The sequence below is a fragment of the Leuconostoc sp. LN180020 genome (assembly GCF_014844115.1).
Classification (GTDB): domain Bacteria; phylum Bacillota; class Bacilli; order Lactobacillales; family Lactobacillaceae; genus Leuconostoc; species Leuconostoc citreum.
In genome coordinates this window covers 1,191,717-1,215,196 of record NZ_CP039736.1, presented here as the reverse complement: position 1 = coordinate 1,215,196, position 23,480 = coordinate 1,191,717, and the positions used below count along the sequence as shown (strand labels likewise).

The following is a 23,480-nucleotide window of genomic DNA, read 5'->3' as shown; positions in this document are numbered from 1 at the left end:
TATACTCCTCAAAATTATGCCGTAACGGCAGTCTGTGCAGCAGTTTCCGGAACAGCTGTGATAATCACATCATTAGGCGCTACATTAGCACCAAATGGTTGGTTTAATACAACTGTTTTAAATGTCTTAGTATTTGTCACAATCACCATAGTTGTGACCGGATAACCAGCGTCACTAATGACTTGCTTATCAAAAGTTCCTAAAACATCACCCTTTTTAACTTGCTGTCCTTGAACAACTTGACTTTCAAAGCCTTTTCCTGCCAAATTAACAGTATCAATACCGATATGGATCAATACTTCAACGCCATCAGCAGTTTTTAAGCCATAAGCATGTTTAGTAGCATATGCAACTGTAATTTCCCCATCAGCAGGTGCTATAATTTCGTGCCCTGATGGTTCAATCGCTACACCCTCACCCATCATACCACTTGAGAACACGGCATCACTAACTGTCTTGATATCAACCAACTGACCAGCAACAGGCGCATCAACTTTAAAACCAGATACTTGGTCTGCTACAACTGTATTATCGACATCTGTGCTCACACTATCACTTGGCATGTGTGAACGACCGTACATTAATGTCACAACAAATGATAGCGCGAGGCTAATGGCAATGGCGATAAAGAAGCCAATCCATTTGTTAGCAGGTATTGCGATAAAGCCAATCAAACCAGCAGGTCCTAATGATGATGACATAACATGGAACAATCCCATCACTAAGCTAGCCACACCTGATGCCCCAAGGGCAATAAAGAATGGGAACTTATATTTTAAATTGACACCGAACAGCGCAGGTTCTGTAATACCCAACATAGCTGATGCACCAGCTGAAGATGATAAGGCACGCAACTTTGTGTTCCCTTTAGCCAAGAAATAAATCGCAAATGTAGCGGCGCCTTGCGCAACGTTAGCTGAAGCAGCAATTGGGAAAATGAAGTCGCCACCCGTTTTAGAAATGTTAGCCAGTAATTGCGTTTCGATAGCTGGGAAACTTTGATGTAAACCAGTAATAACAATCGCTGAGTAAAATGAGCCAAAAATGGCATAGCCGATAAAGCCAAATGTTGTGACAAGCCATGTCAAACCATCCGTAATCCCATTAGATACAATACGCAAGATAGGTCCAACCACAATAAATGTTACGAACCCTGTAATTAAAATAGATAGCATTGGTGTGAACGTAAAGTCAATTGCACCCTTTAAATGCTTATGGAAAAACTTTTCCAGATTAGCTAAGATAAAGGCTACACCGATGATTGGCAACACTTGGCCTTGATAGCCAGCTTGTGCAACATGCAGACCAAACAAATCCCATGTTGGCATCTTACCGCTCGCTACCGCTTCAGCAACACTATAACCATTAATCAAACTTGGCATCACCAACATCATACCCGCTGCAGCACCAAGAATTTCACTACCGCCAAAACGCCGTGTAGCCGTGATACCAATCAAAATAGGTAAGAAGGCAAATGGTGCAGATGCCATGAGGTTAACCATTTGGGCTAATCCTGTAATCTGTGGAAACATTTCAACAAGCGATTTTGGACCAAACATGCCAGCACCAGTTAAAATATTGTTCAATGCCATCAGCAAACCACCGGCTACCAAGGCTGGAATCAATGGTACAAAGATATCTGATAACACTTTAATCAAAGCCATTAATGGATTTTGCTTACCTGACGATGCAGCAATTTGCTTTAAATCATCAGTTGAAGCTTGCTGAACACCAGTTAATTTAACAAACTCATCGTAAACACCATTGACATCACCAGGTCCAACGATAATTTGATACTGACCGTTAGCATTAAATGTACCTTTTAAATCAGGATCATTATCTAAAGCTTTTTGGTCGATTTTCTTGACATCTTTGACAACCAATCTCAAACGAGTGGCACAATGCGCCGCAGCAATAATATTTTCCTTGTCGACTGCATCAGCAACGCGCTTGGCGACTTCTTTATAATTCATAACAATTTCCTCTACTCTGCTCATCAGCGTAAACTCAGTTACTGGCCTATGCTAATATTGTGTGACTACGGAACCGGTTCTTTATTACACTATTATTGTAATCGCTTACATATTATTTTGCAAGCGCTTGTTTTGTTACAAATATGTGACAATAAAAATGCTATTTTTCTGATATGATTAACAGTATGAATAAGAAAGTTACAATTAATGACATTGCAACCATAGCCAATGTCGCCAAAAGTACCGTCTCTCGTTATTTGAATGGTGGTTCTGTTAGTGAGCATACCAGACTAAAAATTGATCGCATTGTGGCGCAATACAATTACACCCCTAACACATTCGCACAAAGCCTAAAGCAGCAAAAAAATCATACAATTGGTGTCATAGTCCCTAGACTAGATTCAATTGCCCAATCAGATATGTTACGCGGACTTGATGATCTCAACAAGGATGACACCTTCTTAATTGTCAATGCTTATCAGGATGCTAAGCGGGAACTTGCGGCTATTGAAAAGCTCCATTCTCAAAATGTAGGTGGTATTATTCTATTGACTGCTAACTTAACAGACGAAATTCGTGATGTCTTAAAAGCTTCACCCTTACCAATTGTCATTCAAGGTCAAGATGAGCCCAATTTTCACCGTGTCATTATGGATGATTTAGCAGCAGGAAAAGCTGTCGGTCAGTACATTCAAACCCTAGCCCCCAAAAATGTACTGCTGCTCAATATTGATACAAAAATAGATCAGGCAGTTGGACATGACCGCTTTGTTGGCATTAAGGCAGCGTTAGCTGATACACCACATCAGGAAATTATTACAGATTTCAAACTCGATACTGCAAAGGCTGATTCCTACCAAGCCATGCAAACTGATGATTTTGATCTTGTTATTGGTGCAACTGACCGTATTGTCGTTGGTGCAATGCAGTCCGCTTTCGCTTTAAAGCAACATCCTAAATTTATTGGTTTTGGACAATCATTTTTTAGTGAGACTGTGTCTCCCAATCTCACAAGTTTTGAATTTAATTTTTATGAGACTGGGAAACAATTATACCGGCTATTTCTAAAAGTACGTGATGACAAGCCAGTCGATGTTCAACGTGTTATCATGAACGGTCATTTGGTTGTACGTGAATCAACAGAATAAAAAAAACCTCTGCTTAATGCAAAGGTTTTTTTGATCTGTTATTTTTATTGATCACTTTTTAGAACACCACCGACTGAGTAGTGATCTTTTGGCATTTCACGTAAAATGACATGAACTGCTTCACGTGCTGCACCAGCATCTTCAACAATCACATCAGTAATATCCTCTACCATTTTTGCTAACTGCTCATGGGTACGACCTTCTAATAATTCAACTTGTACAATTGGCATTGTGTTACTCTTTTCTTATTTTTTTTGTTCTTCAATTTTATCTAACTGTGATTCAAGCTGTTGCTCAGCTTCAAGCTGTGCGTTGACCGTTTCTAATTTTGGTACAGCAACAGCTTTTTTCATTTGTAATTGACGGTCTGCATCAAAAAATTCGCCAGATACGCTGACTGTGCTCATCAAATTAATAAAAGCTTTTGGGTCAGTACGATGAACAATTTCTTGCATCTCAACAATTTCATAACGCGATAAAACCATCATTAGCGTTGTTGAGTCACGTTTTGTGTAAGCTCCCTTCGATGGTAAAATCGTAATACCACGAATTAAGTCTTTATGCAAAGCTGTGACAACATCATCACCTTTAGACGTCACAATCATAGCGGTTATCTTCTGGTAACCGGTATAAATGGCATCAACTGCGCGACCTGTAGCGTATATACCAATTAACGTGAACAGTGCGTTTTGCCAACCAATAAAAGTCCCCGCAACAATAACTACCACGAAATTAATGCCATTCATCAAGACGCCAATCGACTTACCCGTACGCTTTTGAACGACCATTGCCACAATATCCATACCACCGGTAGAGAAGCCATATCGCATCGCTAAGCCTATGGCAACACCCAACAAGAGGCCACCAAATAGAGAAGCTAATAATGGCTCACTCGTAAGTGCTTGCGTTGGCGCAAAAATCTGTAATACCGAAACCACAATAGAATTTAAAAAACTCAATATGGTAAATTGTCCGCCAATCATTTTCCAACCAACAACACCGATTGGAATATTAAAAATCATAATGAACATTCCGGTTTGAATATTGACATGAAAAACTTGTGCAAAGAAAATGGATAGCAACTGTGCAATACCATTAAATCCGCTTGAAAACACTTGATTGGGGATTAAAAATGCATTCAACGCCAACACTTGAATTACTGCACTGGCCAAAAAAATGACAGTAATTAACATGGCTTTACGCCAATTGATTGTGATTTTTTTCATATCATTACACGCTCCTCAGACTAATAAAACACCTCTTTCATCATAACAAAAAAGCAACGACTTGTCGTGGCTTTTCAGTAACTCAGATGTTTTAAAAGATAAAATTGAATGCATAGTGATTAGTAGTTCTCAAGATAAGCGTCTGTTTCCCATTTCGAAACATATTGACGGTAAGACGTATACTCGATTTTCTTGGCTTCGATAAATTTATCAGCAATGTGACTACCAATTGCAGCAATGATGGTGTCATCTTGAGACAATTCTCTCACAGCTGCGAGCAATGTATCTGGCAAATCAGTGATACCAGCACGTGCACGCTCGTTTTCATCCATTAAGTAAATGTTCTTATCAACCGAAGCTAGTGGCTCAAGCTCGTGCTTAATACCATCTAAACCAGCTGCTAAGATTGCTGCCAATGTAGTATAAGGGTTTGCAGTAGGATCAACCGAGCGCAATTCTAAACGTGTTGACTTACCACGTGATGCTGGTACACGTACCATTGGTGAACGATTTGAAGCAGACCAGGCAACATATACTGGCGCTTCAAACCCAGGTGTTAAGCGTTTGTATGAATTAACAGTTGGATTCGCTAAAGCTGTAAACGCTGTGGCGTGTGCTAACAAACCACCTAAGAAATTATAGGCTGTTTTAGATAGTCCCATCTCATCTGCCGTATCTTCAAAAGCATTGTCGTCGCCTCGGAAAAGCGACATATTCGTGTGCATACCAGAACCATTAATCCCAGCAACTGGCTTCGGCATAAATGTGGCAAAATAACCATTTTTGCGCGCAATTGTTTTAACAACAAGCTTGAACGTTTGAATATTATCTGCTGCCTCAAGTGCTGATGCATATTTGAAATCAACTTCGTGTTGCCCTTCGGCAACCTCGTGATGCGCTGCTTCAATCTCAAATCCCATCTTTTCTAATGTCAACACAATTTCACGTCGGACATTTTCGCCCATATCTAACGGTGCTAGATCAAAATAACCACCTTTATCGTTCAACTCGGTTGTTGGATTACCATTGGCATCTAATTTAAATAAGAAAAATTCAGGCTCGGTCCCAACATTGAATGCAGAAAAGCCTTCAGCTTTGGCATCAGCCAAAACTTTACGTAAAGCATGTCTTGGATCACCAGCAAATGGTTCACGGTCAGATGTATAAATATCAGCAATTAACCGCGCAACTTTACCACCATGGCTGTCAGTCGCCCATGGGAAAATCATAAATGTTGATAAATCAGGATACAAATACATGTCTGATTCATTAATACGAACAAACCCTTCGATTGATGACCCATCAAACATTAGGTTATTATCCAAAACTTTATCCAATTGAGAGATTGGCACTTCAACATTCTTAATTGCACCAAGAACATCTGTAAATGTTACACGGATAAATTCCACGTTCTCATCTGCAATGATTGCTTTAATTTCTTCTTTTGTAAACGACTTTCGTGCCATGATTTCCCTTTCCTATCTACCATACGACAACAAATGCTATAGAAGCTAACGACCAAATCGTCCAATCTGTGCAAATTCTTTTTGCAATGATCGACGTAATACTGACTCTGAATCCTGCTTTTCGATTGCTTTACGGCGTTGTTTTGCGAAAATTTCCTGAATATCTTTTATTGAATCACCCGCATCCAAAAAATCTTTAATTTCAAGTAAACGATCAACATCATTAAGTGAATAACGTCGTTGTCCACCTTTACCTCGATTCGGTGCTATTAACTCATTTTGTTCATAGTAACGAATTTGGCGATCTGTCAACAATGTTAATTCACGTACTGTGCCTATGGGTAAAATCGCTAAGTTTCTTCTCAGTTCACGTTCGCTCATTTGACAACCTCCGTTAACATACTTTTATTTTAATGCAAAATGCATTATTTTGTACATACGTGTCAGGTTTTCTAACATAAGAAAAATAGTAAATAAAAAACGTACATACAGTACGTTTATTTGGCATCATACCAAGTATTACCATAATGGCTATCAACTTGCATCGGCACATCCAAAGCAACCGCTGAATCCATTACTCGTGTCACAATGTCTCGTAGCGTTTCAATCTCATCTTCTGGTGCTTCAAAAATAAGTTCATCGTGAACCTGTAGTAGCATATTTGCTTGTAATTGATTGTCTTTCAGAGCATCAGCAACCTTTATCATAGCAATTTTAATGATATCAGCAGCTGAACCTTGAATAGGCGAGTTCATCGCAGTACGCTCCGCAAAACTCCGTAAGTTAAAGTTTTTTGATTTAATTTCAGGTAAATAGCGTCTGCGCTTAGCAATGGTTTCAACATAACCCTGTTCGTGTGCCTGTGCTTTAATTTTTGTCATCCATTCATGGATTTGTGGGAATTCCTTGAAATACGTCTCAATAAATCTTTTGGCTTCAGCACGAGAGATACCTAAGTTGTTTGACAGACCATAGTCGGAAATACCATACACAATACCAAAATTAACAGCTTTAGCAGTTCGTCGCATCAAAGGATCAACTGGCGCATTATTATCTAAGCCAAAAACCGCACGTGCCGTTTCAGCATGGATATCTTCGCCATTCAAAAAGGCACGCTGCATATTCTGGTCTCCGGTAATATGTGCTAATACGCGTAACTCAATCTGTGAATAATCAGCACCAAAAATCTGCCAGTTAGGTTGACTAGGGACAAACGCACGTCTTATTTGACGGCCCTCTTCCGTGCGCATAGGGATATTTTGTAAATTAGGATCAACAGAAGATAGTCGCCCTGTTTGCGTCAATGTTTGTAAAAAACGCGTATGAATTTTACTATCTTCTGTGTGAACAACCGCTAATAACCCTTCAACATAAGTAGACTTTATCTTAGCTAATTGACGGTACTGCAAAATATGCTCGACAATTGGTGCTTGTGATGCCAGTTTTTCCAACACATCAACAGCTGTAGAATAGCCTGTTTTAGTTTTTTTAATAATCGGTAAGCCCATTTTTTCAAAGAGTAGTACGCCTAACTGCTTTGGTGAATTTAAATTGAATTTCTCCCCAGCTTCAAGATAGATTGCTTCTTCTATCGTATGAATACGTGCTTCTAGATCTTCTCCAATTGCTTGTAAACGTTTTCGGTCGATCTTAAAGCCTTGGTACTCCATCTCAGCCAGAACATGAGCTAAAGGCAACTCAATTTCTGTATATAAATGAGTTTGTTGATGACTCTGCAGTGCTGATAAAGCAGGCATTTCTAGCTGTATCAAGGCATCAGCTTTATGTGCTAAATGCATGAGGACAAGTCTCTCATCATCAGGAACAGCATATTTAGCACCTTTACCATAAATTTCTTCGTCTTCAGTCAAATAAACGTCAAATCGCTGTGCTAATGTAGACATCTCATTATCATTATCTGTTGTATCAAGAAGATAAGCGACTAATAAAAAGTCAAATTGCGCGCCTTTTAAGGTGAGCCCTAACCGCTTAAACAGAATTAACTGTGCTTTGACATTGAAGACATTCTTCTTAATGTCCCCATTTTCGATGACAGCACGTAATTCTGGTTTCTGTAACAACGACATATCTCGACTAGCATAATAACCAGTGACGGGATTCCCAATCACAAAACCAATCATATCAGCTGTATGATAATTTGAACCACTCATCTCAATATGAACCGCCACCTTATCAACCATCATGGCGATTGCCCGTAAATTATTTTCATTTAAGGTAACAACTGATAAGAGCCGCTCTGTCGATTGATTATGGCTCACTAATTGTCCTGACTTTTGACTGGCTTTAATTTTAGCCAGCTGCTTTTTAAAATCAATATTTTCATAGAATGGTACAAGCTTATCATAATCGATACCACGGTACTCTAACTCTTCTAATGGCAAATCCAGCGTCGCATCAGTCAGAATTGTTGCCAGTTGTCGGGCACGAAAGGCTGATGCTTGATCACTAATTAAGTTTTCTTTCATTTTTGAAGGCTTCATATCATCGATATGACTATAAATGTTATCAATATCGTGATAGATCTTCAACAGTTTTAGAGCTGTTTTTTCACCAATTTTAGTGACACCTGGGTAATTATCTGATGTATCACCAGTTAACGCCTTTTTCTCAATAATCTGGCTTGGCGTCAGTTCAAATTTTTCCATAATATAGTCTGGGGTAAAAGCTTCAATTTCTGTGACACCCTTTTTCGTGACATTAACAGTAATATTGTCAGTTGCCAATTGCGTCAAATCTTGGTCTCCCGTAACAATAATGACGTTGTAACCAGCCTGTTCACCCATACGAGAAAAAGTACCAATGATATCATCAGCTTCCAACCCCGGTTGTTCATAGTTTCGTAGACCATGTAATGCAACCATTTCACGAAGATATGGAAATTGTTCAGTGAATTCTGAAGGCGCTTTAGAGCGGCCATCTTTATACTCAGAAAACAGTTCACCACGAAAAGTTGTCTTACCTGATCCCGCATCCCATGCAACAACAGCCAAATCCGGTTGCATGGGATCAACAATTTGATCTAGAAAATTATTAAAGGCCACAAGCGCATTTGTGTGTAAACCCTTATGTGAAATCATGCGATCCAGCTGATTATACATTGCATAAAATGCCCGAAAAGCTAATGAATTCCCATCAATTAAAAGTAGTTTTTTTGTCATTTTATATTCCTTTACCTACTTTCTAGTGTAACAAAAAAACAGCCTACAGGCTGCTTTTACTTGATAAATTGTGGTAACTTAATCTCTTGATCCACCAGCAACACCAAAGATGCGAACAAGTGCAAAGAACAAGTTAATAAAGTCAAGGTACAAACGTAACGCACCATTAATTGCTAAACCGGTTGTATCTGCTTGACCAGCAAACTGACTGTACATCACTTTGAGCGACTGATTATCATATGCCGTATAAAGTGAAAATACAATAACACTGACAAACGAAATCAACAACGACACGATACCATTTGGGAAAAACATATTAATCAACATGGCAACAAACAAACCAATCAGCATGCCAAACAGTGCCCCGCCCATACCGCTTAAGTCGCGCTTAGTAAAGACACCGTAGAGTGCCATACCGCCAAAGACTGCGGCCGCAGAAACAAAGGCCATCATGATTGAAGCACCGGTATAAATAGCCAATAATAAGCCGACGGTTAAACCTTCAACGACAGCGAAAGCCATTAGTAAACCAAATGCTCTTGCTGGGTTCTTAAAAGTTGCGCGTCCAATCATTGTGATAATCAACAATTGAATACCCAATAATGCCAATGTGCCAATTAAATTACCAGCAATCAAAGCGTAAACTTGTGCCAAAAAGAACTTTTGTACAATGAATCCGGTCACCGCAGTTACTAACACAGCAAGTCCCATAAAACTATATGTTTGTTTAAAGAATGCCCGCATACCAGCGTCCATCCCCGTCACATCACGACGTGTATTAAAATTATCCATTCGAGTCTCCTCACATTACATTTTGTTCCCCAGTTGTTTCTTCGAGTAATGGATTTACTCCAGTTGCCATTTCTGGTTATCTCCATTATACCAAAATATATATTAAAGATACATTAAAGCACTTAGTATATCGCGAATCGGTTCATACTAAGTGCTCACTTTGATTATTGTAAGTCTGTACGTAACTGCCCTAATAATTTTTCATAAGCAAATTCATATTTTTCAATATCACCAGCGCCCATGAATACCATTACAGCGTTTTCATATGGCATTAACAGGCTCATGTTGTCTTCCTCAATAATGCCACCGAATTTGCTAATTTCAGCACCGATTTCTGCGGAAGTCACTGCCCCTTGTTTTTCTCGTGCCGATCCAAAAATATTTGCTAGATATACTTTGTCGGCTGCTTCCAAACTTTTAGCAAATTCATCCTTATAAGCAATTACACGTGAATAAGTATGTGGCTGAAAAATTGCGATGATTTGCTTATTAGGATACTTTTGGCGAGCAGCATCCAAAGTCGCATCAATTTCGGTTGGGTGATGTGCATAGTCGTCAATTACAGTAATATCAGCAATTTGCTTTTCGCTAAATCGCCTTTTTACACCTTGATATGTCATCAAAAATGATTTGATTAAACTTAAGTCCATTTTTTCCATATAGGCAACCGCAATGACAGACAACGCATTCAAAATACTATGTTGCCCAAATAGTGGTACTGAAAACTCGCCGAGAGATTGTCCTCTAAAAACAACGTCAAAATGCGATCCTTGCGTTGATTTTCTAATATTGGTTGCCACAAAATCATCTTGCTCGGAGTTAGTGCCATAATAATAGACGTCTGCTTTTGGTTGCAATAAACGCAAATGGGGGTCATCTCCCCATGCAAAAATAGCCTTTTTTACATGGTTTGCAAAATCAGAGAATGCACGTGTGACGTCATTGATATCTTCATAATAATCTGGATGGTCGAAATCGATATTTGTTAAGATTGCATAGTCAGGCGCATAATCCTTGAAATGTCGTCGATACTCATCCGCTTCAACAACAAAAAATTGAGAGTTTGGTACACCACGTCCCGTACCATCTCCAATAAGGTAAGAGGTGGGTGCAATATTTTTAACAACGTGTGCTAATAGCCCCGTCGTTGACGTTTTGCCATGCGCACCGGCTACTGCAATAGAAGTCGTTTGTGCAATTTGTTCTTGTACAGCATCTGGGTAACTCATCATTTTAACACCCAAAGTTAAGGCACGTTGAACTTCAACATGATCGTCATTAAAAGCATTGCCTCGTACGAAGATAGCATCAGCGTAGCGGTCGACGTTATCCGCCGAAAAGGGTAAAATCTTAATTCCTGCAGCCTCAAGAGGTGCTTGCGTGTACGTATAGCTATCAATATCAGATCCCAAAACCGTATTTCCTTGGTCATGTAAAATCTGTGCTAATGGCCCCATGCCGGTCCCTTTAATGCCAATAAAATAATATGTTTTTGTCATTATTTCTCCTCATTTGGCACAAAAGTAAAGTATTGTAGTTCACCTTTACGCAATTCAAATATTAATCGCTTATATGCTGTATTTTCATCATTTAATGTACGATACACACGTGGTGCATTTTGTATTCTATCTTTTGCCATATTAATAATCAATATCCACTAAGCTATCACTATAAAGCGTCTGAGCCTTTGTCAAATCAAACGGTTCGCCAATATGACCAAAATCTTCAGGTAAGACCAAGGCACCTGGCTTATCTGGTGCACCTGGTATTTGTAATTCACGACCGGATACAATCATGCCACTTGATGGCACACCGCGAAGCGCTCCGTCCCAAATAATCGCACCCGACGGCATCATCGTGCCAGGTTGCGCAACAACAACTTTAATACCCTCTTGCATATTGGGTGACCCTGAAACAATTTGTAGCGTTTTATCTTCAGCCACAGCTGTGGTTGTCACGTGTAAATGATCTGAATCAGGGTGCTCCGCCATCATCAAAACACGACCAATGACTAATTTACTGGGTGTCGCTGCCAACATTTCTGGAAAACCAGCCATGCTAATCACTTGATTGATTAATGCCACTTGCTTGTCATTCAGCGCTACGCCACCAGAAATGTTAACTAGTCCCAACTTTTTTCCGAGGCCACGAATATTAAATCCTGTTGCCTCATTCGTCTCATCATTTTGAATACGTGTCACTTGTTCAACTGTCATTACTGATTGTTTTTCAGCATTAGGTGCCAAGACAATCACTAATACATCACCCATTGCGTCATAATTATAGCTTGCTATCATTTTTAAATCCTTAATCTATCAATATTTTATTATTATTTGTTTATTGTACAATAATGATAAAAGGCCGCATAGCGGCCTGTGTTACGCTTTATTATCAAGATATGCCAATAATAACTTAGCTGAGGCTTTACCTGCTTCTATCACATAATCATCAAATACAACACCTGAGTCACCATTAGCTAAATCAGATACGCCACGTAGCACAATAAATGGCGTGTTAAATTGGTAAGCAACCTGTGCTACCGCAGCGGCCTCCATTTCTGCAACAAGTGCATCTGGGAAATGAGACAAAATCCGTTGCTTAGCCTCGTCTTGAACAAACTGGTCTCCTGATACAATTAGGCCCTTTTTAACAGTAGTTAGTTGCTCAAAATCAGCAACCGTATTAATATCTGCTTCATAATACAATGGTTTGTTGGGTAATTGTCCGAAATCATAGCCGAAGACAGTGACATCGACATCAGAGTAGGCAATACGCGTTCCAACAACTTCATCTCCTATTTTCAGAGCTGGGTCTAATGCACCCGCAGACCCTGTATTAACAACTAGGTCAGGCTTGAAATTATCAATCATAACTGTTGTTGCTGATGCTGCTGCTACTTTACCGATTCCAGATTCAGTTAAAATTACTTCATGATTTTTGTACCGTCCAGTGGTAATTTCAGTACCACCATGTTGTTTCGTTTTTGTGTCTGACAAAGCAGCAAGAAGTGATATTTTTTCTTCCGCCATTGGCGTGATAATGCCGATTTTCATAGTGTGTGATACCTTTCATTTTTTGGTCTATCAAATATTTCAAGCTTAATGTACGAAAAAAAAGTACGCATACGTTGCGATAATTAACAGCAACAAAATAATAATTGTGACATTGTAGCGATGTGTGAGTCTTTTTGATTTACCATTAGGCGTTAGCTTACCATCAGAACCCAGTTCGTAACGGCCTTTACGTGTTAGACGCATTTCTTCTCGTGTCTCTGGTGAGACAACAGTTATTGGTGTTGGATGTGCTTTTGCATAAGCTTTTTCAACACGAATTCGTTCTTTTTCTCGTTGCTTTTGCGCTTTTTTTGCTGCTCTACGTGATAGTTCTTCAGACATACTAACCTCGTATATACGACCAATACAAGAAAGCTGTCAAAGTTTTCTGATCGTTTATTTTGCCCTGTTCAAATAATAATTGCATGTCATCAAAAGATAGTTCAATAATATCTAATGATTCACCAAAATCACGTGCCAATTGGTCAGATGGCGCAACTGGTTGTAACTGGCGCGCCAAATACAAATGCATGTAGGCGTCAGAAAAACCGACGGTCTCGTAAAAACCCGTGATGTGCTCAATGATGCCTGCTGACATACGTAATTCTTCATTTAACTCACGTCGTACAGCATGTTCAGGTTGATCAAAATCACGTTCATCTAACTTGCCTGCCGGTATTTCGAAAATAAAATCACCAATTGTGGCACGATACTGTTTTTCTAAAATGATATGATTATCATCTGATAAGGCTAATACAGCAATCGCCGGCACGTGGCGCACAACATCGCGCTGTGCATACTTACCATTGGTTAATTGCACTTTTTGCTGAGACACACTAAAAATGGGTCCCTGATAAACAGTGTTTTGCTGAACTAACGTTTCGCGTTCTGCCATGATTACACTTCTGAAGCTTTCTTCATTATTGGTTGGACCTGTGCTGCTTGAGGTGCCTTATAGCCTTGTACTAAAACATAGCTAACCTTTTCTCCCTGCTTAAGTGCCTTAAAACCAGGCATATCAATGCCATTAAAGTGCACAAACACATCTTCACCACCGGCATCGGGCGTAATATAGCCATAACCACGTTCTTTTTGCCAAATTTTTACTATTCCTGTTTTCATAATATTATTGTATCAAAAAAACCACCATTTAGGCGGTTTTCTTTTGATAAATAGCAGACAAGGATGTTCACATTAATCTGATTACATGAACGCAAGGACAATAAAATTAATTAAGAAAAATGCAGAAACAATCAATAAGACAGGTGAAATGTCCTTAAACTTACCTAAGGCAAGCTTAACGATAATAAAGAACAAAAAGCCGGCAGCAATACCATAAGAAATTGAATAAGAAAAAGCCATGAAAACGGAGGTGAAAAATGCTGGTACAGCCACTTCAAGATTTTCCCAGGAAATTTTCTTAAATTCCCCCATCATCATTATGCCAACCAAAATCAACAGTGGTGCTGTCGCTGCTGATGGCACAACACCGACAAATGGTGCGAAAATAATCATGAGCGCAAACCCTGCTGCTGTGACCACATTTGCTAGACCTGTACGTGCCCCTGCAGCAACGCCTGCTGCAGATTCGATAAATGTTGTTGTATTAGACGTCCCAGCAATACCAGCAAAGGCTGTCGTAAATGTATCAACGACTAACGCACGATCCATTTTCGAATTAAAACCTTTGTCTTCTTCAAATGCTTTTGTATCAGACTTAGAAAAGATACCTGTCTGGTTACCAATTCCTATCAAAGTACCAATGGCATCAAATAATCCAGTTAATCCCATGGCAAAAATTGTCACGATAGCTAGCGATGCATGATGCCAATCTGAGAATAGCGAACCAATGCCTTTCGAACCCAGTGCTTGACCAAACACTGTCCCGAGTGAGCTAAAAGCAGAGCCAATAGATGTACCTGGCGCAATATGTGTATTTGTTACACCCATTGGAATTCCAATAACTGTTGTGACAACTAGTGTTATTAAAAAAGCGCCAGGAATACGACGAATAACTAAAACAAGCAATAAGATAAAGCCAATTAAAGCCAGTAACACAGCTGGTTGATTAAATTTTGTCAATTCTGGTGTCACACCACCATTAGCTAACAGTGTGTGGATGGCACCGGAGGCTTTACCGGTAAAAGGCTTGTCATTTAGTGTTTTGATATTTGCTGCATCAACTAAATAATTAATAAAACCAGCATTTTTCAGACCAATATAAGTCACAAACAGACCAATACCGCCGCCGATGGCCGCTTTTAATTCAGTTGGAATGCCTTTTACAATGGCACGTCGACCATGAGTTAATGTAATAATAATATCAACAACGCCGACCAAGAAAACAACGGCCAAGGCCTGTTGCCAACTGAAGCCAAAACCAAAAACAATGGTGTAAGTAAAATAGGCCTGCATACCAATACCTGGTGCTAGGGCAAATGGCACATTAGCAAAAATACCCATAAACAATGTACCAAAAACAGCAACCAAAATGGCGGCCAAAAAAACAGCCTGTGCTGGTATACCAGCTTGACCCAATATTTGTGGATTCAAGAAAAAAATGTAAGCCATGGAGACAAAGGTTGTTATTCCCGCAACAATCTCCCGACGCAAAGTGGTTTTATTTTCAGTTAATTTAAAAAATTTAGACATGATGCTTAATTCTCCCATTGACACAAAAGTTCGCCCACCAAAAATCATGATGGGCGAACCAAATTCATATTTTTGATAGTCCAACATAGGTGTTGGCTAGAAACAATCGGCCATTATCCGATACTATATCAATTATTTTCACTAAATATTATTCTAACACTCATGTTATTATTTGTTAAGCAGTTGATCATTCGAATACGTCACATATTCGATGCTTGGATGAAACCATAGGCCCTGGTATGTGCCCTTAATAATGGTACTGAGTTTTTTTTGCCGATAAGTAATCCTTGGTAAAAACAATGTTTTTAGAAAATCAAGTGAACTATGGGCTAATGTTTTGAAGAGTTTGATGTTTGACTGCCGGCGTCTGGCAGTCAAAATCCGATTACGATATTCATACAAATAACGTGGTAAACGTTCTTCTGTTGTTTCCCCAACAATATCACCAGGCTTCGCATTGCTTTTGCTTTCATGCACAACTACGGAGTCTCTAACGAAATAGCCTGGCATAACCCGCGTAGCACGTTCTGTGAACTCAATATCGTCTCCCCAAATAAAATATTCTTTTTGTGGTAAACCAATTTTTTCGATTAATTCACGCCGAAAAATTGTTGAAACAAAAGTAGCATGCTTAATTGCAATTAAATTATCCTGACTCACTTGCAGTATATTGTTACTGGTATTTAACGCCCCTGGCACATTCATTTTTGACCAATTGCCGTCTAGCCATTCTACCTTGCTAGCACCCCAACCAGCTCTGGGTACGCTATCAAACATTAAGAGTAGCTTAGCTAGGGCATCACTGCGCGGCATCGAATCATCATCCATAACCCAAACAAAGTTATCACGCGTTTGTTCATAAAATTGACGTATTCCTTGATTAAATCCGCCGGCACCGCCTAAATTTTTCTCAAGATGGACAACCAACAAGCGGTCATCATTTAAAGTATCCAAATACTCGTGTGTGCCGTCTGTACTCGCACCATTGATAACAATCACATGTTTTAATGCAGTTGTTGTTTGTGACAAAACTTTGGCAAGGGATGACTTAAGCAGTGTGAGACGATTGTACGTCACAATAACTGCTGTCACTTTTTTCTGCATATTCGTTTCCTCTGGGTTCATATCAAGTCCTTTGAATTGAAATGATTTTTTACCATCATCTACCAATAAAAAAAGACGGTATGCGTCTTTTAATTACTTGGCCTTGGAATCATAATTTGTCGCCAAATCTTTGGTGTTCAAATCCTGCTTAATTTGGGTTGTTGAAATTTCTGGCGTTCTTGGCAAATAAACAACATTGGCATCAGTCTGCTCTTGAATAAAGTCAAATTTGCCCTGCCAATCATCACCCATGACAAAAGTATCAACTTGATAAAGCGACACATCAGTAATTTTTTGGTCCCATGACGTTTCAGGAATTACTAAATCAACATACCGAATTGCCTCTAGCAGCTGTTTACGCTTTTCATATGAAAAATATGTTTTCTTTTGCTTTTCATGCCAGTTAAATTCATCTGTTGACAAAGCGACGATTAAATAATCGCCCAATTCTTTAGCACGTTTTAATAGGTTGATATGACCGTAATGTAGCATATCAAAAGTACCATATGTAATAACTCGTCTCACAATTAATCCTTCTTGTCTCTATTTTTCTTCTTTTTTAACGTAAATCGGGCGACGTTTTGTCTCTAGGAAGATAGCCGCAATATATCGACCAATAACACCTAAACTCAATAATTGAATGCCACCAATAAATAAAATAATTGTGACCATTGATGGCCAACCTGCAACACTATGATTATCAATTAGCGCACGACAAACAATAAAAATAGCACTTAAAATAGATAAACAAAATGATGTAAAGCCCACTACTGTGATGAAAGTCAGCGGCACTGTTGAAAATGATACAATACCCTCAATGGCATACTTCGTCAATGCCCAAAATGACCACGATGTTTCACCTTCAACACGTTCACGATTTTCAAACGGTAGATACTTTGTTTTAAAACCAACCCAACTAAAAATGCCCTTGCTAAACCTTTGATTTTCGCTCAAGTCCAAAACGGCATCAACCATTTGCCGTGTCATCACACGATAGTCACGCGCACCGTCCACGAGTTGCGTTTGGCTAATCTTATTCATCCAAACATAGAACTGTTCTGAAAACCACGACCGCAACCGTGCTTCCCCTTTGCGATCAGCTCGTCTAGTCCCGACAGCATCGTACTCACCAGCCATCACAGGTGACAACATATCTGGTAACAATTCTGGTGGATCTTGTAAATCAACATCCATCACTGCAACAAAATCACCATCTGCTTGTTGTAATCCTGCATACAATGCAGCTTCTTTACCAAAATTTCTTGAGAAACTCAAAAAATGAACGTTGCTATCTTGATTTGATAACGTTCGTAATATGGCCAGTGTCTGATCTGTTGAGCCATCATCAACAAAGTGATAGTGTAGTGTCACTGGTAACGATTGTTTCAAAGACTGGACTGCATCATAAAATATTTGAATCGTCTCTTCTTCGTTATGAACAGGCACCACTATTGAAAATATTGGTTGACTATTTTTTACTTCTTGCATTGTATACAAACCTGCTAATTTATCCTATGTACGCCTAAAAAGGCATATTATTTAGTAACATCATGCGCAAAGTTAAACGATTCTGGCACATTAAACTCTTCACGGACTGTGTTTAAAGCGTCGTTAAATACTTGATCCATATCAAAGTAACGATACTTACCGAGTCGACCACCAAAAATAATTTCTGGGTGATTTTGACGTGCCTCTTTGGCATATTGCTTATATATTTGTGTATTTTTATCGTTGTTCACTGGATAATAAGCTTCCTTTGAACGATTCCATTCTTGTGGATATTCACGTGTAATAATTGTTTTGCCTTCATCCGCAAGGCCATCAAAGTGCTTCCACTCCATTACACGTGTGTAGGGAGTTTGGGCATCAGTATAGTTAATTACCGCATTGCCTTGATAATTTTCAGAATCAATTAATTCATGTTCAAATCGCAATGAGCGGTATTCCAGCTCACCAAATTTATAATCAAAGAATTGATCAATCATCCCAGTATACAAAACACGTGGAAATTCAGCTAATAATTCTTCTTTATGGTCAAAAAAATCAGTGTCTGTCAAAACATCTACTAAGCCATCAGCCTCAGATAGCATTTGTTCAAAGATTTGTGTATACCCGCCGACCGGAATACCTTGATAGCGGTGATTAAAATAATTGTTGTCATAAATAAAACGCACTGGCAAACGCTTAATTATGAAAGCTGGCAATTCTGTTGCCGGTCTACCCCACTGCTTTTCAGTGTATCCCTTGATCAGCTTTTCATAGATATCTGTCCCAATCAAAGAAATGGCTTGTTCTTCTAAGTTGCTAGGCTGTTTATCCCCAAGGTCTTTAAGAGCGACTTGCTTTTGTGACTCAATTTTAGCTTTAGCCTCGTCGGGTGTCTTCGTTCCCCACATCTGGTAAAAAGTGTTCATATTGAACGGCAAATTATACAGTGTGCCTTTGTAATTCGCAACAACTTGATTTTGATAACCATTAAATGAAGCAAACCGACGAATATAATCCCAAACTTCCTTATTGTCAGTGTGGAAAATATGCGCACCAAAATCATGCACGGTGATACCATGTTCTGTATGTGTGTGCATGTTTCCGGCGATATATGGTCGCTTTTCAATCACTAGTGACTTTTTCCCACGTTTAGCTGCTTCATAAGCAAAAATCATTCCAAACGGCCCAGCACCAACAATTAGGTAATCATAATTTTTTGTGTTAAATTTATTTGTCATTATATCTCCGTACAGTGCAAGCAAAAAGCAGTGCGCTTGTTTTATAGTTTATTTAATTAATTAATCAACATGTCATTGCAAACAGATAAAAAAGTATTCTCAATCATGAGAATACTTAATATATTATATCATAGATTGATTTTACACATGTTTACTCTAAGTTTTTTAAACGCATCAGCACGTAAGAATCATTATTGCCATTTCTGGCCGTTTCGTCTATGCGGTAATTATTAAACAAGGGTTGCTGCAAATGACTATCAATAGCACGATTAATTTGTTGCTTTAATAACGTAGCATCATTTTCTGGTGAGGTATTTAATTTTATAATAACAAATTGAACTTGTTTCTGACGCATCGTGTTGGCAAAAGCATCGTACATTTGAGGCAGTTGTTGATAGCTCATATTTAATCTATGCCAAAAGCGGGTTGTTGGTAAGGCCTGCGCGGACAAGTAAAATCCCTTATCCAATGAGTTAATTATAATCATTGTCGGTTGTTGCCTACTATCGGTATTTTTTCTCATAGCTGTGGCAAATTGTGGTTGTGCCACATAACTTTGTCCGTCGATGGCAGTTTCTTCATTGCTGATTACCAACCTGCCCAATGCGGATCTATTATTAACCATAGGCAAAATAAGAAGTAGCGCTGTCATGAGCAAAGGTATTTGCGCTTGGACAGTCGGTCTCATGAGTGATTCAGGTAATCTAATTGATGCTATACGCAGTAAAGCAATAGCTAAGAAAGGTAACCATACAATATTATAATAATCAATGACCCAATGTTGCATTGCCACAAAAAAGAGACTGCTTAGGAATAATACAATTTCAAGAATCATATTTTCACGGTTATAAATGGCTTTTAACCAACCAAAAATAATGAATGCACTGACAAATGGGTGTAACCCTACTTCTGTGGCAACAAGAAGTAATAAACGCCACAATTGCATCAAAATTGTTTGATCTGTTTTCCCGTATGACGTTAAATTTTGAACAAAATAGATATTAATTAAATCATTTAATGCATGGTGGTAAAGAAAGTAAACGACAACAAGCATGCTAATCGTCAGGAAACCGGCAAGAGAAGCAATAACTACTCGCAAGAGCCTTCTAAAATCATATTGACGTAATAATTCAATAGCGACCCATATAAAAAACGCACAAAATGCGCCAATTAGGGAATATTTATTCCAAAAAACCAGGCTGAGGTTTAACCCTAAAAAGTAATACACAGTCACAGGAATAGTAGACACGTGTCTATGATAATGATTAATAATATACAGTAAATACAAAACTGAGGTGAAAGCAAATTCTTCTGGTGCACCACTTAGCCCAAAGGCGCTCGTTGAAATTAGAGCTAGTGGCCCAAACAATGCCGCCCACTGTGGCGCTATCATCTCACTCGTCATATCTTTTGCTATACGATAACTAATGATGTAAGTACATAGCAAGTTCAAGCATTGAACAATAAACACCCCAAAAAAGTTAGTTTCTTTGAATAAAGCGCCTAAAGCAAACACCGCATATAGGACTGGTCCACGTTGGTCAATGACATCACGATACGGTACAACACCATGCAGCATAGATCGGCCCATAGTTAACATAGCATTACTATCATCCCATGGATTTGTTCGGAATAACGGTGAGGAGCCTACCGTCAGCAAAGTCACCACTGCCAAAATAATTATAGGCACCCAAAATTTCTCAGAATAACGTATACGATTTTTCATTTATTCCCCCAAAAGCAATTTTTACAATTCAGCACGACCAAAGCCTACTTTGCGCGCAATGAATTTCGTGCCCTTCAGTAACCAGTTCTGTTTTTCCATAAAAGTCACTGGGACTTCTTGGTAATCTACCTGATTAAAATCTAACCAAACATCCAATAATCTTTCACTCAAAAAGCCATAGACTCTTTGTTCATAAGGCGACCAAGAGATGACCTGTGGTTGTATCTTTGACTCTACCGCAAATAAAATATCAAATAACCAGTCAATATAAGCATCAAACTCTGGTCGTTTCATAATAAACATATTGAACATGTGAGCGGATGTACGTTGCATATTTTTGTCATAGGTTGTCAAATAATCAGGATACCTTGTCGCAATAACATCGCGTAAAACATCCAAACCTAAGTTATGATGCGCATGTCGATAATGCGATTCACTACTTTCTATCCAATAGTGCCTTTTCTTAGGGACTATCACCGGTGTGTTTTTTAACAAGTCTGATAAGGTTTCCTGAGATAATACGTTGTTAAGCTGCTTTTTACTTGAAAACGAAAAAAAGCGACGATAGTGGACGAGTCCAATAACATCTGCCTGACTATTGTATCGTGCCCAATAAAGTGCTGTTAATTCATTAAAGTACGGGTTTTTTTCAGAAATATTACGACCCGTATTATCTTGTATAAAATCGTTAAACATTTCTGCTGATAACGCTGCACCGACTTGAATCGGCGTGTACATTGTTGTTAAATCTGTTAACGCCACATTTTTATGCGCTGCTACTAAAATTTGGATGCTCTCAGTCATTAACTCTCACCACATAATCTATTCTAGGATGCACTACGAGACAAAAATAAAAATGCGTGCTCAATAAGCCCCTTCGGATTTAAAAATCGCAATCACATTTCTAAAAACTATGCCAATATCATACCAAAAACCTGCATTGGCAACATACTCTAATTCTATTTTCGTACGTTCTGGGTATTCAATCAAAGAGCGACCACTGGCCTGCCATAAACCAAGTGCACCAGGCCTGACTGATAAAAACAAATCGACTTGGTCGCCATATTCTTTTAACTCTTCAGTTACAATTGGACGTGGCCCAACTAAACTCATATCGCCACGTAACATATTCCAAAACTGTGGCAACTCATCAATACTTGAGCGTCGTAAAAAAGCACCTAACGAAGTAATCCTAGGATCTTCTTTTTTTGGTAATTTGTAACCATTATCGACGTACTTCTGATATAATTCAGGATCAGCTTTTAAAATAGCTTCAGCATTGGGAACCATTGAGCGAAACTTATATATCGCAAACGGCTTACCATACCGACCCACACGTTCTTGTTTAAAAAAAGCGGGTGATGCTGGACTATCAATCTTCAATATCACGAATACAATTAAAAATATAGGTGATAATATTATTAATCCAAGTAACGCAAAAACCACATCAATGAGACGTTTAGCAATTAAATATGATTTGTGTTTTGGCTTAATTTTCAAATTTCTAACTCACCTTTACAAGTATTTCGCATCAAAATCAGGATCTTGACTTGTTAAAATTTTTGGGCCAGCCTTTGTAATTGCCAACGTGTGTTCATACTGTGCGGACCAAGAACCATCGCTAGTTCTCACTGTCCAACCATCTTCTTCTGTTTCATCAGTATCGACTTCCCAACTACCTAAATTAATCATGGGTTCAATAGTGATGACCATACCTTCGCGCAAACGTACGCCATGGCCTGGCTTGCCATAATGTGGTACTTGTGGATCTTCATGCATTGTTGGTCCCACACCATGACCAATATACTGCCGTACATCACCATAATGATGCTCAACTTCAGTATATTGTTGTATGGCGTTCCCAATATCACCAATGCGATTTCCTATAATGGCTTGGTCAATACCTAAGTACATCGCCTTCTTAGTCACTGCCATCAACTTTTCGACTTCTGGTGACACATGGCCAACAGCATAGGACCAGGCTGAATCAGAAACTGCACCGTTAAGTCCAACAACTGTGTCAACTTTAACAATGTCCCCATCTTTCAAATGCAAGCCTTTACGTGGTAGCCCATGGGCTACTTCATTGTTGACACTAATCGTGGTCGCGTATTTGAAACCTTCAAAACCAATTTGCAAAGCTACACCGCCATGCCCCTCAATATATTCACGTGACTTTGTTTCAATTTCCCAAGTATCAATGCCTGGTTTAATTAAATCACGTAACATATGATGCATACCGGCAATAATCGCACCAGATTGGCGCATTGCCTCAATTTCTCTTGGCGACTTTAAAGTAATCATTTGTGTTCTTCTTTCTGTATATTAAACTGTTTTAACTTTGAATTTTAAATAACAATCACCATCTATTATACCTTTTTTCGATCAATAAAGTATTAATTGTTAAAGAGTCTATAAAAAAAGCAACCATACGG

Annotated in this window: 24 protein-coding genes and 1 riboswitch; of the genes, 1 reads left to right on the top strand and 23 read right to left on the bottom strand. The window is 38.9% G+C overall.

All coding sequences use genetic code 11. The annotated features are described in order from the left end of the window. Positions 1 to 14: 14 nt before the first annotated feature. Positions 15 to 1,973 carry a sucrose-specific PTS transporter subunit IIBC gene (locus tag FAZ25_RS06220; protein WP_192269259.1) on the bottom strand — a complete coding sequence of 653 codons (1,959 nt, stop codon included), beginning with the start codon at positions 1,971 to 1,973 and terminating at the stop codon, positions 15 to 17. A 185-nt stretch (positions 1,974 to 2,158) separates the two neighbouring features. Here FAZ25_RS06220 and FAZ25_RS06215 point away from each other — a divergent pair, with 185 nt between their 5' ends. Further along, complete coding sequence (locus FAZ25_RS06215; RefSeq protein WP_192269257.1) at positions 2,159 to 3,121, top strand: LacI family DNA-binding transcriptional regulator; 963 nt, start codon at positions 2,159 to 2,161, stop codon at positions 3,119 to 3,121. Positions 3,122 to 3,165: 44 nt separating this feature from the next. On the opposite strand, the gene FAZ25_RS06210 is transcribed toward FAZ25_RS06215, so the two are convergent. The 22 genes from FAZ25_RS06210 to map form a co-directional block, all read right to left on the bottom strand. Continuing rightward, complete coding sequence (locus FAZ25_RS06210; RefSeq protein WP_100666000.1) at positions 3,166 to 3,351, bottom strand: 2-hydroxymuconate tautomerase; 186 nt, start codon at positions 3,349 to 3,351, stop codon at positions 3,166 to 3,168. 15 nt (positions 3,352 to 3,366) lie between these two features. After that, the gene (locus tag FAZ25_RS06205; RefSeq protein WP_004900991.1) at positions 3,367 to 4,347 is read right to left on the bottom strand and encodes a YitT family protein; all 981 of its coding nucleotides are present in this window, start codon (positions 4,345 to 4,347) and stop codon (positions 3,367 to 3,369) included. A 119-nt stretch (positions 4,348 to 4,466) separates the two neighbouring features. Next, the gene (gene glnA / locus FAZ25_RS06200; RefSeq protein ID WP_100666002.1) at positions 4,467 to 5,813 is read right to left on the bottom strand and encodes a type I glutamate--ammonia ligase; all 1,347 of its coding nucleotides are present in this window, start codon (positions 5,811 to 5,813) and stop codon (positions 4,467 to 4,469) included. A gap of 45 nt (positions 5,814 to 5,858) precedes the next feature. Continuing rightward, positions 5,859 to 6,194 (bottom strand): MerR family transcriptional regulator, encoded by a 336-nt coding sequence (locus FAZ25_RS06195; RefSeq protein WP_192269254.1) that lies wholly within the window; start codon positions 6,192 to 6,194, stop codon positions 5,859 to 5,861. 116 nt (positions 6,195 to 6,310) lie between these two features. Next, positions 6,311 to 8,992: a DNA polymerase I gene (gene polA, locus FAZ25_RS06190; protein ID WP_192269251.1), complete on the bottom strand. Its 2,682-nt coding sequence runs from the start codon at positions 8,990 to 8,992 to the stop codon at positions 6,311 to 6,313. A gap of 78 nt (positions 8,993 to 9,070) precedes the next feature. Continuing rightward, positions 9,071 to 9,784, bottom strand: coding sequence for a Bax inhibitor-1/YccA family protein (locus tag FAZ25_RS06185; protein ID WP_100666006.1), 714 nt, complete (start codon positions 9,782 to 9,784; stop codon positions 9,071 to 9,073). A 164-nt stretch (positions 9,785 to 9,948) separates the two neighbouring features. Then, positions 9,949 to 11,283, bottom strand: a complete 1,335-nt coding sequence (gene murC, locus FAZ25_RS06180) for a UDP-N-acetylmuramate--L-alanine ligase (protein ID WP_192269248.1) — start codon at positions 11,281 to 11,283, stop codon at positions 9,949 to 9,951. Beyond that, the gene (locus FAZ25_RS06175; RefSeq protein WP_004901010.1) at positions 11,283 to 11,423 is read right to left on the bottom strand and encodes a hypothetical protein; all 141 of its coding nucleotides are present in this window, start codon (positions 11,421 to 11,423) and stop codon (positions 11,283 to 11,285) included. The genes murC and FAZ25_RS06175 overlap by 1 nt, the downstream gene beginning before the upstream one ends. Position 11,424: 1 nt before the next feature. After that, positions 11,425 to 12,081: a YtpR family tRNA-binding protein gene (ytpR, locus tag FAZ25_RS06170; protein WP_100666010.1), complete on the bottom strand. Its 657-nt coding sequence runs from the start codon at positions 12,079 to 12,081 to the stop codon at positions 11,425 to 11,427. Between the two features lie 81 nt (positions 12,082 to 12,162). Next, the gene (locus FAZ25_RS06165) at positions 12,163 to 12,837 is read right to left on the bottom strand and encodes a 5'-methylthioadenosine/adenosylhomocysteine nucleosidase (RefSeq protein ID WP_100666012.1); all 675 of its coding nucleotides are present in this window, start codon (positions 12,835 to 12,837) and stop codon (positions 12,163 to 12,165) included. Between the two features lie 45 nt (positions 12,838 to 12,882). Continuing rightward, complete coding sequence (locus tag FAZ25_RS06160) at positions 12,883 to 13,179, bottom strand: hypothetical protein (protein WP_004901015.1); 297 nt, start codon at positions 13,177 to 13,179, stop codon at positions 12,883 to 12,885. Between the two features lies 1 nt (position 13,180). After that, positions 13,181 to 13,732: an NUDIX hydrolase gene (locus FAZ25_RS06155; protein WP_004901016.1), complete on the bottom strand. Its 552-nt coding sequence runs from the start codon at positions 13,730 to 13,732 to the stop codon at positions 13,181 to 13,183. A 2-nt stretch (positions 13,733 to 13,734) separates the two neighbouring features. Beyond that, on the bottom strand, positions 13,735 to 13,959 hold the full coding sequence (locus FAZ25_RS06150) for a cold-shock protein (RefSeq protein ID WP_004901017.1): 225 nt from the start codon (positions 13,957 to 13,959) through the stop codon (positions 13,735 to 13,737). Between the two features lie 81 nt (positions 13,960 to 14,040). Further along, positions 14,041 to 15,489: an NCS2 family permease gene (locus FAZ25_RS06145; RefSeq protein WP_004905288.1), complete on the bottom strand. Its 1,449-nt coding sequence runs from the start codon at positions 15,487 to 15,489 to the stop codon at positions 14,041 to 14,043. A 56-nt stretch (positions 15,490 to 15,545) separates the two neighbouring features. After that, positions 15,546 to 15,640, bottom strand: a riboswitch (purine riboswitch). A gap of 17 nt (positions 15,641 to 15,657) precedes the next feature. After that, positions 15,658 to 16,614: a glycosyltransferase family 2 protein gene (locus FAZ25_RS06140; protein WP_012305307.1), complete on the bottom strand. Its 957-nt coding sequence runs from the start codon at positions 16,612 to 16,614 to the stop codon at positions 15,658 to 15,660. A gap of 72 nt (positions 16,615 to 16,686) precedes the next feature. Further along, entirely contained in the window at positions 16,687 to 17,118 is a 432-nt protein-coding gene (gene tagD / locus FAZ25_RS06135; protein ID WP_004901020.1) for a glycerol-3-phosphate cytidylyltransferase, read from the bottom strand. 18 nt (positions 17,119 to 17,136) lie between these two features. After that, a complete protein-coding gene (locus FAZ25_RS06130; protein ID WP_004905297.1) occupies positions 17,137 to 18,081 on the bottom strand; it encodes a glycosyltransferase family 2 protein in 945 nt (314 codons plus the stop codon). Between the two features lie 47 nt (positions 18,082 to 18,128). Next, positions 18,129 to 19,319 (bottom strand): UDP-galactopyranose mutase, encoded by a 1,191-nt coding sequence (gene glf, locus FAZ25_RS06125; protein WP_004908901.1) that lies wholly within the window; start codon positions 19,317 to 19,319, stop codon positions 18,129 to 18,131. Positions 19,320 to 19,470: 151 nt separating this feature from the next. Continuing rightward, positions 19,471 to 21,045 (bottom strand): teichoic acid glycosyl transferase, encoded by a 1,575-nt coding sequence (locus FAZ25_RS06120; RefSeq protein ID WP_192269245.1) that lies wholly within the window; start codon positions 21,043 to 21,045, stop codon positions 19,471 to 19,473. A gap of 21 nt (positions 21,046 to 21,066) precedes the next feature. Further along, on the bottom strand, positions 21,067 to 21,849 hold the full coding sequence (locus FAZ25_RS06115; RefSeq protein WP_192269243.1) for a DUF4422 domain-containing protein: 783 nt from the start codon (positions 21,847 to 21,849) through the stop codon (positions 21,067 to 21,069). Positions 21,850 to 21,909: 60 nt separating this feature from the next. Further along, positions 21,910 to 22,545: a sugar transferase gene (locus FAZ25_RS06110; RefSeq protein ID WP_004901037.1), complete on the bottom strand. Its 636-nt coding sequence runs from the start codon at positions 22,543 to 22,545 to the stop codon at positions 21,910 to 21,912. Positions 22,546 to 22,560: 15 nt separating this feature from the next. Further along, entirely contained in the window at positions 22,561 to 23,349 is a 789-nt protein-coding gene (gene map / locus FAZ25_RS06105) for a type I methionyl aminopeptidase (protein WP_004901039.1), read from the bottom strand. Positions 23,350 to 23,480: the final 131 nt, after the last annotated feature.